The sequence below is a fragment of the Herbaspirillum sp. Her4 genome (assembly GCF_057961335.1).
Map to the genome: position 1 here is coordinate 5,500,576 of NZ_CM176330.1, position 16,300 is coordinate 5,516,875.

Sequence of the window (16,300 nt, forward strand, 5' to 3'; positions counted from 1 at the left end):
GGGCGGCCGATGCCGCCCACTTGCCCTGCCCCTGCTCCATCACGGTCACCGGAGCTCAGCCGGTGACCGATTCCTCTGACTCCACCCGATTGCGTCCGCCGCGCTTGGCCTGATACAAGGCCTGGTCGGCGCGCGCGTAGGCTTCCTCGAAATCGCTGCCGGCGGCGGCCCAGGCCACGCCGAAGCTGGAGGTGACCGGCCGCGCCGGCAGGCACTGGAAACGGTCACCGGCAATCGCCTGGCGGATCCGTCCGGCCAGGATCACGGCCTGCTCCAGCGCCACGCCGGACAGCAGGATGGTGAACTCTTCGCCGCCGACGCGCCCGATGACGCCATTGCCTGCCAGCGTGGTGCGCAGGCGCGCGACCAGCTCGCGGATCACCGCATCACCGGCCGGGTGGCCGAATTCATCGTTGATGCGCTTGAAGAAATCGATGTCCAGCACGATCAGGGACATCGGAGATTGCTGCAGGATCTGGTGCGCCTGCTCGAACACAGCGCCGCGATTGAGCGCACCCGTGAGATTGTCATGGCGCGCCTTGTAATCGAGCTCATCGCTCAGTTGCTTCAGGCGCGCATTGAGCAGGTTCAGTTCGCGCTCGGTGCGGTCGCTGCGCGAGATCAGGCGGCGGCTCTGGCGCATCAGCTGGCCATAGTGCTGCACCAGCTCTTCCAGCGCTGCACGATGGCTGGCCGGGTCGCTGGCAGGATCGGCCAGCACCGCATTGGCGCGGTGCAGGGCTTCGGCTTCGGCCGCGAAAAGGTCGCCGCCGTCCATCAGCTCTGGACCGCGTGATCGTGGAAGACCAGCGCGGCGAAATCTTCCTGCAGCTCCTGGCCGAATTCGAAGATGGTGTCGTCTTCCTCGTCGTGGTACCAGTTGAGGACCACTTCGGTGCCGCTCTCGGCCTTCTCGTTCAGAGCATCGAAGAGCGAGAACAGCATCTTGGTGCTGGAGCTGTTGAAGTAGGCCAGCGCCACGTTGACGGTGATCGTGCTGCCCTGCTCATCGTCGGCCAGGAAGCGGCGCAAGGTGGTGATGATCTCGCCCCAGAACTGGGCGGCATTCTCGGGATAGGATTCGCCCTTCAGCGAAAGCGTGCGCTGGTCGAAGCGGAAGTCCACTTCGGGAGAGCTGGCGCTGGCGGCGATGAATAAATTGTCCATGGTGTCGTGTGTCAGAGGCAGCGGGCCCTCAGATGGTGGCCCGGAGATAGAAGGTCTGCGCGCCATCGGCGGCGGGCTGGGAGAATTCGAAATCCAGCGGTGCACTGGCATCGCGTGCCACCGTCAGGAAACCCAGGCCCGCCCCCTTGCTGTCGGCCGGTGTTTCGGCGCGCAGCATTTCCTTGTAGGCCGCCTTGATTTCTTCATTGGTCAGCGAGCGCAGGTGTTCCAGCTTCTCGCGCAGCTTGTCGGCCATCTCGGCATCGACCGGATTGGCGCAATGCAGGAAGTAGCGGCCATCGGTCTGGGTGATGTAGACCGCCCCGTGGCGCATTGGCGGCTCTGTGACTTTTCCTTCCTTCTCATGCAGATCTGCCGAGTAGTGCACGATGTTCTGCGCCATCTCGATGAAGGAAGAGAACAATTTGCGCCGGGTCTGCGCCAGCGCGCCGGTATGCTCGGCGCGCAGCTTCACGGCCTCGGCCATGGCGGCGATGATGGTCTGGGAAAAATAGCCGACGTAGTAGAAGACGATGTCGCGCCGTGCGACATAGCTGTGGAACTCCGCCCACTCCTGCTGGATACCGTTCATGCGTGTGTTCCGTGTTGAGAGTCTTGTTGAGAGCCTGGCTGCGCGGCATCCAGGCGGACGCCGAAGAAGCAGATGTCGTCACGCCGCCGCTGCGTGCCCTGGTAATGCCCGTGGATGTCCATCACCACGCGGCCCAGTGCCGGCATGGCCAAGCTGCCGTGTTCCAGCAGGGTACGGCGCAGGCGCTGCTTGCCGAAGGCGATGTGCTTGGGGCCACCGATCTGGTCGATCACGCCATCGGTGCAGACGAAGATCATGGACCCCGGTGCCAGGTGCTGGCTGTGGTTGTCCCACTGCATGTCGTCGGGCGTATCGACGTAGCCCAGGCCGACGCGCTTGCCTTCGATGGTCAGCACCTCGGTGCCATCGGCCACCAGCAGGAACAGCGGCATCTTGGCGCTGCTGCTGGTGAGGGTGCGGGTGGCGCTGTCGAACCAGAAGAAGCAGGCATCCATGCCGTCGTCCGATTCGGAGGGCTTGCCGGACTGGCCGTGCTGTCCCAGCACGCGCTTCATGCTGCGGTTCACTTCACGCATGAGACGCGCCGGATCGTGCGGGCCGTGCAGTTCCAGCGCCTGCTTCAGCGACGACGAAGCGATCAGCGTCAGGAAGGCGCCCGGCACACCATGGCCGGTGCAGTCCGCCACCGCAGCAAACCAGCCGCCGGGATGCGGTTCGAAATGATAGAAGTCGCCGCCGACCACATCACGCGGCTCCCACACCAGGCAGGCATCGGCCAGCGCCTCGGTCATGGCCGCGCGCGAGGCGCTCAGCATGGCGCGCTGGATCACGCTGGCGTAGTCGATGCTTTGCATGACCTGGCGATTCTTCTCTTCCTGCATCGCCACCAGTTCGCGCATCAGGGCCAGGCCCGCACCGAGCCCGGCCAGTTGGCCCTGGTCGACGATGATGAAACCATCGGCCAGGGTCTTGTCGCCCGAGGCCACGGCCAGCGCACCCAGAGTTTCGATGGGGGTATCGGCTTCGACGATGAGGGGGTCCTTGTCCATGAACGCGATGCAGCTCTTGCGCTCGTAGAGCTCGCGGTGATACGGCTTGGACATCTGGGACATGAAGATGTGGCGGCTGATGAGCCCGATGGGCCGCTGCCGCTCCACCACGGGCAGGCTCACCAGCTCCTTGTGCTGGCCGAAGATCTCCAGGACGGTAGCGTTGTTCTCATCGAACTGGACCACCGGCACCTGGACCGCCAGCGCTCCCGCTGTCGGTTGGAACAACTTGCTCCCTGTCGCCGGAGTCAGACTGAAATGACTTTCCACCGTGCTCGCCCGCGTCGTGATTTTTGGATAGACCGCGGATCATATTTCATTCCTGTGACAACAATGTGACGCTGTTGAGCGACAATCAACCAATTACGCGACACGATGCGTCTTGTTGGATCACGAAGAACCCATGCATCCCGTCCCGATTGTTCCACAAGCCGAATTCCCAATCGAGATAAGCCTGCATGGCGCTGGCCGGATTGTCGGCCCCTTCATAGGGACGGCGACTGAATGGAGTGTGGACATGTCCGTCTCTCTGCAGACAACGGATGTTGTCGCTCCGCAGCGGTCGATCTGCGCCGGTTCAAGGCACAACCATCAATCATTTGCAGCGCTTTCCCTGGGCCTGACAGTGCGTGACCGCCCCGCCCCTCCGTCAACGAAGCGCTGTGCACAAGATAGGCATTGACCTCATCTTCAGCCTCTCCGTCACCGCCGTCAGTGAGCGACCGCACCCACATCAGGGTGCGGGACTACAGACCGGCTCGTATGGACTTTCTAACATAAGTGATCCATACAAGGAGGACAGCATGAGCGATCACAAACCCGAAGGCCTTCCGCCCCAGCACCAGACCCATCAACCCGGCAGCGAACAAGAGATGCACCCGCGCCCGCACAGCGCACCGGCCGGCCAACCCGGACGGCGGCTGGCAGGCAAGGTCGCGCTCATCACGGGCGGCGACAGCGGCATTGGCCGTGCCGTGGCGCTGGCGTATGCGCGCGAAGGGGCAAAGCTGGCCATCGTCTATCTGGATGAGGAAGAGGATGCGCGACTGACCCAGAAAGACATCCAGGCCCTGGATGCACCCTGCCTGCTGATCCCCGGCGACGTCGGTTCGCCGGAGTTCTGCCGCAGCGCCGTGCGGTCCGTGATGGATGCCTATGGAAGGCTGGACGTGCTGGTCAACAATGCGGCCCAGCAGTATCCGGCCCAGAGCATCGAGCAGATCTCGGCCGAGCAGCTGGAGCACACCTTCCGCACCAACATCTTCTCGATGTTCTATCTGGTCAAGGAAGCCATGCCCTTCCTCACGCGGGGCGCGCGCATCATCAACACCACCTCGGTGACCGCGTATCGCGGCAGCAAGCATCTGGTGGACTATGCCGCCACCAAGGGCGCCATCGTGGCCTTCACGCGTTCGCTGTCGCAGCAGTTGGCCCCGGCCGGCATCCACGTCAATGCAGTGGCACCGGGGCCGATCTGGACGCCCCTGATTCCCGCCAGTTTCAGTGAGGAAGAAGTGGCCAGCTTCGGCAAGAACGTGCCGCTGGGCCGGCCGGGACAACCGGATGAGGTGGCGCCGGCCTATGTCTTTCTTGCCACGGAAGGCGCCTCCTACATGACGGGGCAGGTGCTGCATCCCAATGGCGGGGAGATCGTCAATACCTGAGCTTGTCTGCAGGCATTGCATTACGCTGTCCATACATCCGGGCGCGGCAGCTTGCCTCAGGAAAACCCCGATGGCAGCCATGTTGCTGCCAGTGCATGATGAGCTTGCCCCATGACTTCGCGAGAGTCCACTCATGCACAAGACCGCCCTGATCGCCACCACCCAGCCGGAAGTCAGCCGTGCGCTGACCGAATGGCTGGCCATCAACGACATCGACATCCAGATCGCCAGCAGCGGCACTGACGCCATCGAGCACATTGCCCTGGACCGCCCTGACGTGGTGCTGGCCCAGCTGGCCATGGAAGGCATGAGCGGCCTGCGTCTGGCGCATTACCTCAAGGCGCAGGAGCAGCTGGCCGACGTGCCGGTGATCCTGCTGTGCCGCGATGAGCGCGAGATGGATCTGGTCAAGGGCAAGTGGCCGGCTTTTCTCTGTGCCGGCTCGCTGCATCCCGCCCTCATTTCCGAATTGAAGCGCGAACTGGTCAACTGAAACTCAGGCGACCGTCTTTGCCGCACGCCGGCGGCGGCGCCATTGCGCCACGCCCAAGCCTGCGCCCGCCACGGCCGCCAGCAACAGCGCCGCGCTGAGCGCGCGATGCTGCACCACCCAGCGGCGCGTGGTGCGCCATGCCTGTACGTACGGGAAGCGGGCGGCGGCAGCAAAATCCGGCTCCACGCAGTTCTGGCCGAAGTCGGCCGAGAACGGCACGGCCGCCCCTTCCTTCACGTAGCGCAGATAGAGTTGTTCTGCACGCGGCTGATCGTAATAGACGAAATTCACCCCTTGGCACAGCACCGCCGCGAAGGCTTGCGAGCGCGCGGGCAAGGCATCGGCGGATTGCATGACGTAGTCCGCCGCGATATCCCGATAATGGAAACGCTTGTAGGGCTTGGCTTCAGTGGCGGCATAGCGCTGGCGCTCGCCGTCGGTCACCAGCGGACCGGGGAGATCGGCCTGGGCTCTGGCTTGCGGGTTGTCCGGCAGCGGCTTGTCCTCGTTGCCATACATACCCATGCCGCGTCCCGCACCGCCCGGATAGCTGCCGCCGTAGACGGCATAGTCCGGTCCCTGTTCATAGCCCATGATCTCCATGCCCTGGCGGCGCGCAATGACGGCGGCCTCGTACCAGCCCTGGGCGCGGCTGCTGGCGCGCCAGGCGTGCTGCCCGCGGTCCAGTGCCTGGCCGTACTCGCGCGCCTTGGCGCGCATCCGCCAGCCGGCCGGGACTTCGTGGCCATCGGCATCGTAGGTGCTCTGGATGAAGCGCTCGTCGCGGTCGTCCGGGAAGTAAGGCAGCGCTTCTTCCACGCGCCCGTCGCGCACCAGGCGCCGCGCCAGCAGCTGGCGCAGGTTGTCTTCGACGGTGATGGCCGACAGGCCCACGGCCACCCAGCGCACCGACTGCGGTCCCCCACCCTGCTTCTGCACCGCCTTGGCCACGGCTTCCGGTGCCGGCATGGGCGAGGCTGGGGCATGGGCATCGACGTAGGTTTTCAGTTCATCGGTGGTCAGCACGCGCTCGGCCACATAAGCCATGTCATTGGCGTAGGCATAGTCGCCGTAATAACCGCCGCGTGACTGGCGCGCGCTGTCGCTGGCAGCCTGGTGGAACTGCGCCAGCGCTTCCACATACTGCCCGCGCGAGAGCGTCAGCACGCCCTGTTCGCCCATGAGCAGGCTGGCATTGGATGGGTCCAGGCTGGCGTCATTGCGCGGGAATGCCTGCGCAGCGCGCGCGTAGGCTTGCACGGCGGCGGCGGTGTCCCCCTTGCGCAGCGCCAGCTTGGCACGCACCCACCAGGACAAGGCGGTCTCCTGCCGGTTCGCCAGCGTGGCGGCGAGGTCATAGCGGCCGGTGCGATAGGCCAGCGCGGCCACGCGGTCGGCGCCTTCGATCTTTTCCAGGCCGCGCCGCTTGAGGGCATCGACCAGGGTCACCAGGACGCTGTTGGGCTTGACCTTGGCACTGCGCGCCGCATCAGGGTAGCCGGAAGAACCGCTGTTGGGCGCGGACGGATCGTAGTAACTGTCGCCGTTGCCGCTGCCTTCGGCCATGTCGCCCACGCGCGCCAGCGCATAGGCCACCAGCAGGCGCTGTGCGACCGGATCATCGATCAGCGCCGCGCTGATGTCGGCGTGCCCCAGGCTCCATGAGGCCAGCGCCGTCAGCGAATCCTGCGCGTTGGTTGACCCGCGTGCCGCCTGCTCTGCATACAAGCGAATCGCCTGCTTGAAATCGGCCGGCGGGATGGTCTCGCCGCAATCCCGCCCTTCATTGAAATCGGACCAGTTGCAGGGACCGCTCTGCCCCGACAGCATCAGCCGCGCCTGCTCGCCGTAACTGGCCACGGCCAGTCCCAGCGGATCGGGCGCGCCGCCCACGGCCAGCGTGCGCGCTTTGGTGAAACTGGCAATCGCCTCGGCACGCCGCCCCTCAATGGCGTGCAGACGACCCAGCATGAAGGCCGCCCATACCGCGCGTTCGCTGGCCTGCTGCGGCGGCAGTGCCAGTACCGCTTCGAAACGTTGGCTCGCCGCTGCCAGGGCATTGGCGCGAAAGTCCTGCGCCCCTGCCGTGTAGAGACGAATGGCCGGCGGCAAGGCCGCACCGGCCGCATAGGCGGACTCGCCATCGGAAGCGGCGCGCATGGCCTGCAGGGCAGCCCACTGGGAGCCCTCCAGCTGGCCCTTCTCGATCATGCGCAGCGAGCGCGGATCGTCAGGCTGGCCGGCGGCCTGTTCGTAGCCGCTGCGTTCATCGGCTTGCAGCTTGTCGGCCGGCGTCACCAGGTGCGCAGCTTCCCAGGCGAAGGAATTGGCGGGCGTATTGCTGAGGGTACCGGCGCGGTCATCCAGCAATTGCAGCGGGAAATCCGGCCCGCAGGCCACCACCGTGGCCGCGCCCAGCACCAGCAGGCTGCTGGCGGCGCAGGCGATTTTGGTCATGCGGCCCAGGCGGGGCAGGCTGCGCTGGCCCGTGGCGCGGGGGGCAGCGGCAGAACACTTCATATTTGTCATCAGGATCCCGTTTCCAGTGTGAGTTCGGGGGCCGGCGTGCCGTCGGCACAGCGCAGCCAGCCGATGGTACGGCTGCTGCCGGCGCGCAGCAGGCCGGCCTGGCCCAGGCGCAGGTAGCGTCCCCGGGCATCGCTTTCCAGGGTGTAGCCATTGATGCCGTCACCACTGCAGACGTTCCCTGAAGACGCTGCATCCCGTGGCGCGAGGTTCACCCGCACGCGCAGCGGCAAGGGCGCGTCGGCATTGCCGGCATTGTCGATGCGGATATCGGCGGGCGCGTCGTTGCCCTGCCCGGCGACCAGTTGCACCGCCAGGCCGCCCTTGAGCGGCTTGCGTTCCAGCACGGCCAGCCAGGTCGAGAGACTCCAGGCGCGGCGGTCATCGCCGGTCGGCAGGCGGAACCAGATCAGCCCGGCCAGTCCCGGCGGAGGCGCCGCTTCCACCTCGGCCACGAAACGCGCCATCACCTGCGGTTCGGCCATCAGTTCACGCCCCAGGCCGCCGGTCAGGAGCGGACGTTCGCTTTCGACTGCGGCGATGCGGCCCTGGCTGTCCCAGCTCACGCGCGAGCCATAGGCCGGCAGCGCCACGTGCCAGGGGCGGCGCGTCTGCGCGGCGTACTGGCGCATCCAGTCGCGGGCGCGCTCGCCATCGAAGAGGCCCAGGCGCGGATCGAGCACGGCGTGGACCTGCAGTGTCGAAGCATCGGCCACGGCCAGCAGTGGCGCCAGCTGCGGGCTGGCCAGCCAGGTCGGCAAGGCCGTCACGGTCAGATCCGTCGGTGCAATCCGGGCCTTGAGGCTGCGCAGGAAGGCGGTGTATTCGGGCAGGCGCGCCGTGGCGCAGTCGTAGTCGATTTCCAGCGCAGCCGGTTGCAGGCCGCGCTGGCGCCAGGCGGCCAGCAGTGCGAGCAGATGATCCTGGATCGCGGCCGCATCGAAGCGCGCCAGCTGGCCGTTGATGCGCACCGTCATCAGCAGCGGGCGGCCGGTATTGGCCAGCGCCTCGGCGTCGGGCGTGATGTCGATCCAGCGGCCGGAGGCCCCCAGTTCGGCCGCCAGCACGTGCCAGCGCGCCACCTGGGCATTGGAAGCAGAGAGCGCCGTGCGCAGGGAGGGGGTCCACTGGCGCTGCCAGATGTAGACGTCCTGGGAGAGCTTTTCGGCAGGGACAGGATGGCGGGAACACGCCGCCAGCAATACAGCCAGCAGCATCCAGGTCAGACACAGGCAACTGCGCCTGGCAAAGCGCGCGGGCAGGAAGGCGAGGGGCATGGTCGTCGGCGAGGTGGAGTTCCGGTTGGGCGGCATTGTACGCGAGCCGACGCCCAAAAAACCAAGGCCCGGCACCTTGCGGTCACCGGGCCTGGTCAGCCTTGCAGGCGGGGCGCGATCAGGCCTTGTAGCCCTTGCTGCTCATCGGCACGAAGGCCAGCAGCACGCCCAGGATGGACAGGCCGATCACGTACAGCGCCGGGCCCTGCGGGTCGGCCTTGATCCACAGCGAGATCAGCACCGGCGTCAGTCCGCCGAAGACCGCATAGGCCATGTTGTAGGCGAAGGACAGGCCGGTAAAGCGCACCGGCGGCGGGAAGGCGCGGGTGGAGACGATGGGGGTCAGCGAGATGCTGCCCACGAACAGGCCCACCAGTGCATAGCCCCAGATCAGCGACTCGGGCGAACCCGGCAGCTGGCCGTAGAACCACCAGGTCGACAGGCCCAGGCCACCCCAGCCGATGATCATGCTGGCGCGGGTACCGATGCGGTCGCACAGCCAGCCGATGGCCAGGCAGCCGATGGTCAGCATCAGGGTGCCGGCGCAATTGGCCTGCATCACCAGCTTGGCCGGCAAGTGGTGTACGGTCTGCAGGTAGGACGGCGTCATCAGGATCACCACCACCACCGCGCCCGACAGACACCAGGTCATGCCGGCGGTCAGGACGCTGGCGGCGCGGTGTTCGCGCAGCACGGTCTTGAGCGGCAGTTCATTGGATTCCTTGCGGCGTGCGGCCAGCTCGCGGAACACCGGGGTTTCTTCCAGATAGCGGCGCAGGTAGACCGAGACCAGTCCGAACACGCCACCCAGGATGAAGGGAATGCGCCAGGCGTAGCCGGCCACTTCAGCCGGTGCGTAGACGCTGTTGATGAAGATGCCCATCAGCGAACCCAGCAGGATGCCGCCGGTGATGCCGGCGGTCAGCGAACCGACGCCGAAGCTGTAGCGGTTGGCCGGCACGTGTTCGGCCACGAAGACCCAGGCACCGGGCATTTCACCGCCGATGGCAGCGCCTTGCAGGGTACGCATCAACAGCAGCAGGATGGGCGCAGCCACGCCGATGCTGGCGTAGGTCGGCAAGAGGCCGATGACCAGCGTGGGCACCGCCATCAGGAAGATGGACAGCGTGAACATGCGCTTGCGGCCGATCACGTCGCCGTAGTGGGCAATGATGATGCCGCCCACCGGACGCGCCAGGTAACCGGCGGCGAAGATGCCGAAGGTCTGCAGCATGCGCAGCCATTCCGGCATGTCGGCCGGGAAGAACAGCTTGCCGACCACCGCCGCGAAGAACACGTAGATGACGAAGTCGTAGAACTCCAGCGTGCCGCCCAGGGCGGACAGCCCCAGGGTGCGGTAGTCGGAGGAAGTGAGCGGTCGGTGCTGGGACTCGTTCAGAGCCCCGGTAAATTCAGCGGATTCAGCGGAAGTGGTCATGATGGTTCACTAACGGCAAAGCGGCGACCCGGTCCGCCGCCACATCGCCCCGGGACAATGACGCCCATGGCAATGCCGCAGCGGGCCGGATGGCCTGCTTCAACTTGTTCGTTCGGGTGGCCGCAGAGGGCATGCCAGGAAAGATCAGGACATGTCTGCGAAGGACAGATTCAGCGGAAAACGTAAAGCGAAGAAATACGATTTAGCGTCGAAACTTGCTTAATGATACCCCAAAAACCGGCAAAGCTTCCGCAACGCAGCATTTCTTGCTGCCCGGGCAGGAGCTGGCAGCATCCCTGCCGGTTCCGGGCCGAGATGAAGTTTCCTGACCTGGAAAAGCAAAGAAGCCCGCCAGGCAGCCACTGCTGCAAAGCGAGCTTCATGACAATGTGAAGCAACTGACCAAAATCCGGGAGCGCCCTGCCCGCCCCCGCCCATGCGAGCCGGCAGCGGCAGCGCAGCCTCAGGATTCCAGCACGATATCGACTGCCGAGGACCGGCGCAGCATCAGGAAGCCTTCGCCATAGATGTTGCGGATTTGCATGGGCGCTTCCTCCAGCGAGCGCAATTTCTGGCGCACGCGGTAGATCAGGGCATCGATGCGATGCGCATCGTATTCCTCGCCGCCGGAACGCAGCAGGTCGAACAATTGCGCGTGCGAGACCGGATAGTTGGGGCTTTGCAGCAACGCCGCCAGGGCAGTGCTTTCCTTGTCGGTGAATTGCAGTGCCACCGAGCCATTGCTGGAGAGGCGTCCCGATCGGCGGTTGAAGGCCCATTTCTCCGACTGCGGCGAACTCTGGTGCGGCGCGGTCTTCATGCGGCGCGCCAGGGCGGTCAGCGTGGCCGAGACTTCTTCCAGCTTGACCGGCTTGACCAGGTAATAATCGGCCCCGTCGCTCATGCAGCGCACCCGTTCCTCGCTGCGGGTAGCAGCGGTCAGGATGATGATGCCCATGGACGGGAAATTCTGCCGCAACGATGCCAGTTCGGGCAGCAGGCTGCCGTCTGGCAAGCCGATGTCGGATAACAGGATGTCGGGCTGACGACTCTTGAGGATGTCCCTGGCCTGGCCCAGTGCCGAGCAGACCGAGATCTCGTAACCCAATTCCCCCACATGTGCGCTCAACGTGTTACGCCAGTCGAGATCGCTTTCTACGATAAGTACTTTCATCACTCTTGTGTTCCGGACGAAACCTGTTTTTATGACTGCCGGAGCATCCCCGCTCCCCCTCCGGAACCTGACCCCGGAGCCAGCTGCAGGCGTGGAAATGCTTTCCATAATCACAACGTTATACAGAAAATATCTGCGGATAAAATCATAAAAACTCGCAGATGCCTTACACCTGAAAACTCCACTGGGCCTGGCTTTGCGCATGTTGGCGCAAGAGGCCGGTGACCGTCCCGAGCAGGTGGTCGACCGAACAGGGTTTGAGCAGAAAAGCGGCGATCGTGGGAATGCGCGCACTGGCCGCCGGCAGGTGGGCGCTGATCAGGACCACCGGAATCGGGGAAAAACGTTCATGCGACTTGATGTAGCGCGCCAGCTCCATGCCATCCATGCGCGGCATGCGCAGGTCGGTCAGCACCAGGCTGGGGGCCTGCTCCTGCATCTGCGCGATGGCATCCACGCCATCGGCCGCCGCCACCACCTGCAGTCCGCCCTGCTGCAAGATGCCGCACAGCATCTCGCGCGACTCGGGATGATCTTCCACGACCATCACGGTCGGTGCCTTGCTGATAGTTGCCACCGCGTCTCCCTCCTGCCTTCTGTCCCGCACCAGATGTCACGGTGACTTGTTGTGACTGATGGTGATGGTTGGCGACAAAACGCGATATCAGGAAATTCCTGAAACTTGGACAACATTGCGCAAACGCAAGGCACAAGCGGGGTGCGCACGCACGGATGTGCACCTGGAAAAAAGCGAAGGGAAGCAAGACGCAAGGCCGCGCCCGGCCAAGGCAGAGCTTGGCTGCAGGCGGACTCAGGCGGGGGGAAGGATCAGGGGCGTGCGGTCAGCAGGCGCTGGATTTCGGCCAGCATCTGCTCGAAGAAGACCGGCTTGCGCAGGAACAGGTTGTGACTGGATTGCGACAGATCGTGACGTTCCGGGGCACCGCTGCACAGGATGATGGGCAGCGTGGCGCCTCCCGGCAACGCGCGCAGGGCCGCACACAGCTCCAGCCCGTTCATCACCGGCATCATGCAGTCCGAGATGACCAGGTCCGGCCAGGCCTGCTGCGCCTTGGCCAGCGCGTCGGCCCCGTGCACGGCCGTCACCACCCGATAGCCGTGCAGCTCCAGCAGCATGGCATAGGTATCGGTGATATCGATCTCATCGTCGACGATCAGGAGCAGGGGCAGTGCCGCCTGCTGTGGGGGTGACGCTCCGGACATGGTCAACGTCCATCCGCAACCGGCGCGGCAAGTGGGGTCACCAGGCCATCGATCTCGATGCCGGCATCCGAAATGTTCATCAGGCGGCTGGCACCGTCGTAGCCGTTCTCGCGCAGTTTCATCACGGAAATCTGGCGGCGGTTGACGCTGTCCTTCACCACGTATTCCAGCAGCATCATGTTTTCGTACAGCTGCGAGGAATTGGGGTCGACCTGGGGCTGCGATTCGCGGAAGTACGGCAGTTGCTCGGTGATGAAAGTCGTCACACCGCGCGCGCGCAGTTCATTGGTCAGCGCCACCAGGAAGGGACGCATGCGCTGCTGCTGCACCACGATGCTGCGCAGGCCATCCACGCCATCGATCAACAGGCGCGTCACGCCACGGCGCGCGATGTTGTCCAGCATGCGCTTGGCGAGGTCGTCGCACAGCATTTCCAGCGGCAGCTGCCACATCACCTGCAGCGCGCCGCTGTCGATATGTTCATCAAGCTGCATGCCGGCCTTGCGGGCCTTGGCCAGCAGGCGTTCGGGGGATTCGTAGAAGCCCAGGATCAGGCATTGCTGGCAGTCCTTCAAGCCTTGTTCGATGAAGTGCAGCCCCATGAGCGTCTTGCCCACGCCGGGGCTGCCCAGCAGACAGGTCAGCGAACCGCTGACCACGCCGCCGCCGATGCACTTGTCCCAGGACGGGATACCGACGCTGACATAACGATCCGAGGTACCCGGCACCTTGCCGGCGCGAGTGGCGGTGGCTTCGAAGCGGGGGAAGATCTCGACCCCGCTCTGGTTGATCTCGAAGACGTGCTTGCCCAGCAGGTGATTGGCCCCGCGCAGCTTGAAGACCTTGATCTCGCGCTCCAGCTGCATGCCGGACTCGTGCTGGCTCAGTTCGATGACGCCATCGACCAGGGTGTTTTCGGACTCGGGCATGTTGCCTTCCACCGGCGACAGCAGGAGGGTGGTGCAATTCATGGTGAACACCAGCGCATTCAGGGAATGCATGAATTCGGACAGGTTCAGGTCCGACGGACCGGAATCCCGCACCGAGCGGAAACCGTCGATGATCAGCATGGCCGGGCGATGGCGATTCAGTTCGGCACTGATCAGGCGCAGCAGGCCGCGCAGGCCTTCGCTGGCCAGCGCACCGTAGCCGCTCAACATCTGCATCTGGTCGCCGACCAGGCTCTCATCGAAAAAGTCAAAATTGCTCACATGATTGAGCATCTTGGCGTGCGATTCGGCGATCAGCGTCAGCAGCATCACCTTGTTGCCGCTGCGTGCCTGCGCAAAACCGACCTGCGAGGCCAGCGTGGTCTTGCCGCTCCCGGCCAGTCCCTGGATCAGATAGAGGCTGCCCGCCGGCAGGCCGCCGCCCAGGATTTCGTCGAAACCGGCAATGCCCGTGCTGATCAACGAAATGCGGCTGGGCCGCAGCGTCGCAGCGGCAGCAGGTAAGGGAGACTGCGGGAGATGGCTCATGTGGATGAAGGCTCGGTGCTTATTATTGTGCAAAGATTTAATGAGTTTTTCGTCATTATACGATTCCCCACGGTATGACTAAGGTTGTCATACACCGCAAAAGTTGCACCTTGGGGAGGTAAATACCTGCGCCGCGCGCAGGCGCGGGAAGAAGGCCGCAGGGGCCGGGAAGGCGGCGGGAGGTAGGGGGGCTGGCCGCAAGCTCATCAGTACGCGTGGCCGGCCACCCAGGCCCGGCCACGGACTGCGGGCAATCAGCGCAGCTTGAAGACGCTGACCGTATTGGCCAGGCCGGCCGCCTGTTCCTGCATGGATTGCGCGGCGGCGGCGGCCTGCTCCACCAGGGCCGCGTTCTGTTGCGTGACTTCGTCCATCTGCGAGACGGCGCGGTTGATCTCGTCGATCCCCACGCTCTGTTCGGTACTGGCCGCCGAGATCTCGGAGACCACATCGGTCACGCGCTTGACGCTCTCCACCACTTCCGACATGGTCGACCCGGCCTGGCGCACCAGCGTGGTACCAGCCCCGACCTTGCTGACCGAATCGTCAATGAGCTGCTTGATCTCCTTGGCAGCGGAAGCGGAACGCTGGGCCAGCGAACGGACTTCGGAGGCCACCACCGCAAAGCCGCGCCCCTGCTCGCCGGCACGGGCCGCTTCCACGGCGGCGTTCAGGGCCAGGATGTTGGTCTGGAAGGCAATGCCATCGATCACGCTGATGATTTCGACGATGCGGTTGGAGGCATCGTTGATGGCTTCCATTGTCTGCACCACCTCGCCCACCACGCCGCCGCCACGCGCGGCCACGCCCGAGGCGGCCATGGCCAGCTGGTTGGCCTGGCGGGCGTTGTCGGTATTCTGCTTGACGGTGGAGGTCAGTTCTTCGAGGGCCGAAGCGGTTTCTTCGAGGGCAGTGGCCTGCTGCTCGGTACGGCGCGACAGGTCCAGGTTGCCGGTGGCGATCTCGGTGGAGGCGGTGGCGATGCTGTCGGTGCCATTGCGCACCTGGCCCACCACCTGGCGCAAGCCCTCGTTCATGGTCTGCAAGGCTTGCAGCAGCTGGCCGGTTTCATCCTTGCTGTGCACGCTGATCTCGGCCCCCAGGTCACCCCCGGCCACGCGGCGGGCGATGCCCACGGCATCCTGCAAGGGGGCGGCGATGATGCGCCCCATGGTGATCGCCAGGCCCATGCCGATGGCCAGGGCCGCGATCAGCAGTCCCAGCACGCCCACGCGCGACTGGCTGAAGGTGTCATCGGCACCGGCGGTGGCGGCATCGCCGCCCTCCTGGTTGATCTTGATGAGCTTTTCCAGATCAGCGAGGATCTGCGGATAGAGCTTGTTGGAGTAGCCGAGAAAGAGATCTCGCCCCTGCGCATTGTCCTTGGCCAGGAAGGCGGCCACGATCTTCTTGTGCTCGGCCAGGAATTCCGCTATCTGCGCCGCGACCTTGGGATAGATCTCGCGCTCCTGCGGGGTATCGAGGGTGGCGGCGTAATCCTTCATGGTCTTGTCCAGACCGGTCAGGATGGCCTGGCTGCGCGAGACCAGGCCATTCATCGCCTCGACATCGCCGTCGTAGATCGCCAGTTGCGATTCGGTGCCGCGCAGGCGCACGAAATACAGCTTGATGTCGCCCAGCTTCTTCTGTGCCGGCATCCAGTCGCGCGAGATTTCAGAAGACGCATTCTTGACCTTGGCCAGCTGCTTGATCGAAAAGATCCCCAGTATGGCCATCAGCACCAGCACCGCCAGGAATGCCAGCTGCAGTTTCCTGGCAATCTTCAGATTCTTGAACCACCCCATCATCACCCGCCCCTGATCGAATTGAATGTCACCCATGTCGCAACGGCGCGCCTGTTGTTCTTCTGAGTGGCGTACCGTTCCCCGCGAGAATTATCATGAAATCTCCCCTGCACCGATCGCCGGAAGAGAAGCGCTTTTATGGCGCAGATGCCTTGCTGCAACACCTTCCTGCACGCCGGGGCAAACCCTGTTAACATGCGCAGCGTTCATGCTGCAGCATCACGTCAGCAAACAGTCAGCAAATAGTCAGGCATCAGTGAGCAATACAGTCGCAACGAAGCACCAATACAGCACCGATACAGTAGCAAACCACCAGCAATACAGCTGAAAGACAGCTGCACGCATCCTCCACCACAAACCGCATCGTCCTGGCCATCGAGGCCGCCGCCTTCGGGCCCTCCTCGCACCAGGCACATGCCAACGCCGCCAATGAACCGATTTCCCCGTCAAGT

Annotated in this window: 14 protein-coding genes; 2 read left to right on the top strand and 12 right to left on the bottom strand. The window is 64.5% G+C overall.

The window, feature by feature from the left end; translation table 11 throughout:
- Positions 1-55: 55 nt before the first annotated feature.
- From ACWFUC_RS24870 to ACWFUC_RS24885, 4 genes are read right to left on the bottom strand one after another with little or no spacing between them, the layout of a single operon-like run.
- Positions 56-778, bottom strand: coding sequence for a GGDEF domain-containing protein (locus ACWFUC_RS24870; protein ID WP_209582496.1), 723 nt, complete (start codon positions 776-778; stop codon positions 56-58).
- On the bottom strand, positions 778-1,167 hold the full coding sequence (locus ACWFUC_RS24875) for a DUF1987 domain-containing protein (protein WP_034336874.1): 390 nt from the start codon (positions 1,165-1,167) through the stop codon (positions 778-780). Before ACWFUC_RS24875 ends, ACWFUC_RS24870 begins: the two co-directional genes overlap by 1 nt.
- 28 nt (positions 1,168-1,195) lie before the next feature.
- Entirely contained in the window at positions 1,196-1,759 is a 564-nt protein-coding gene (locus ACWFUC_RS24880; RefSeq protein ID WP_034336877.1) for a SiaB family protein kinase, read from the bottom strand.
- Positions 1,756-3,039: a PP2C family protein-serine/threonine phosphatase gene (locus tag ACWFUC_RS24885; RefSeq protein ID WP_489623704.1), complete on the bottom strand. Its 1,284-nt coding sequence runs from the start codon at positions 3,037-3,039 to the stop codon at positions 1,756-1,758. The genes ACWFUC_RS24880 and ACWFUC_RS24885 overlap by 4 nt, the downstream gene beginning before the upstream one ends.
- Positions 3,040-3,572: 533 nt before the next feature.
- Here ACWFUC_RS24885 and ACWFUC_RS24890 point away from each other — a divergent pair.
- Together ACWFUC_RS24890 and ACWFUC_RS24895 are read left to right on the top strand one after the other, a co-directional pair.
- Entirely contained in the window at positions 3,573-4,433 is an 861-nt protein-coding gene (locus ACWFUC_RS24890) for an SDR family oxidoreductase (protein ID WP_134223221.1), read from the top strand.
- A 133-nt stretch (positions 4,434-4,566) separates the two neighbouring features.
- Complete coding sequence (locus ACWFUC_RS24895) at positions 4,567-4,926, top strand: response regulator (protein WP_204725946.1); 360 nt, start codon at positions 4,567-4,569, stop codon at positions 4,924-4,926.
- Positions 4,927-4,929: 3 nt separating this feature from the next.
- Here ACWFUC_RS24895 and ACWFUC_RS24900 read toward each other — a convergent pair whose 3' ends face one another.
- The 8 genes from ACWFUC_RS24900 to ACWFUC_RS24935 form a co-directional block, all read right to left on the bottom strand.
- A complete protein-coding gene (locus tag ACWFUC_RS24900) occupies positions 4,930-7,446 on the bottom strand; it encodes a hypothetical protein (protein WP_489623705.1) in 2,517 nt (838 codons plus the stop codon).
- Positions 7,447-7,454: 8 nt separating this feature from the next.
- Positions 7,455-8,729, bottom strand: a complete 1,275-nt coding sequence (locus tag ACWFUC_RS24905; protein ID WP_489623706.1) for a DUF3142 domain-containing protein — start codon at positions 8,727-8,729, stop codon at positions 7,455-7,457.
- Between the two features lie 118 nt (positions 8,730-8,847).
- Positions 8,848-10,167, bottom strand: a complete 1,320-nt coding sequence (locus tag ACWFUC_RS24910; protein WP_121043664.1) for an MFS transporter — start codon at positions 10,165-10,167, stop codon at positions 8,848-8,850.
- Positions 10,168-10,630: 463 nt separating this feature from the next.
- A complete protein-coding gene (locus ACWFUC_RS24915) occupies positions 10,631-11,341 on the bottom strand; it encodes a response regulator transcription factor (protein ID WP_034331370.1) in 711 nt (236 codons plus the stop codon).
- Positions 11,342-11,507: 166 nt separating this feature from the next.
- The gene (locus tag ACWFUC_RS24920) at positions 11,508-11,918 is read right to left on the bottom strand and encodes a response regulator (protein WP_051156474.1); all 411 of its coding nucleotides are present in this window, start codon (positions 11,916-11,918) and stop codon (positions 11,508-11,510) included.
- Positions 11,919-12,169: 251 nt separating this feature from the next.
- Positions 12,170-12,565, bottom strand: coding sequence for a response regulator (locus ACWFUC_RS24925; RefSeq protein ID WP_134136627.1), 396 nt, complete (start codon positions 12,563-12,565; stop codon positions 12,170-12,172).
- A gap of 2 nt (positions 12,566-12,567) precedes the next feature.
- Positions 12,568-14,043, bottom strand: coding sequence for a DUF7125 family protein (locus tag ACWFUC_RS24930; protein ID WP_489623707.1), 1,476 nt, complete (start codon positions 14,041-14,043; stop codon positions 12,568-12,570).
- Between the two features lie 254 nt (positions 14,044-14,297).
- Complete coding sequence (locus ACWFUC_RS24935; RefSeq protein ID WP_121043994.1) at positions 14,298-15,848, bottom strand: methyl-accepting chemotaxis protein; 1,551 nt, start codon at positions 15,846-15,848, stop codon at positions 14,298-14,300.
- Positions 15,849-16,300 lie beyond the last annotated feature (452 nt).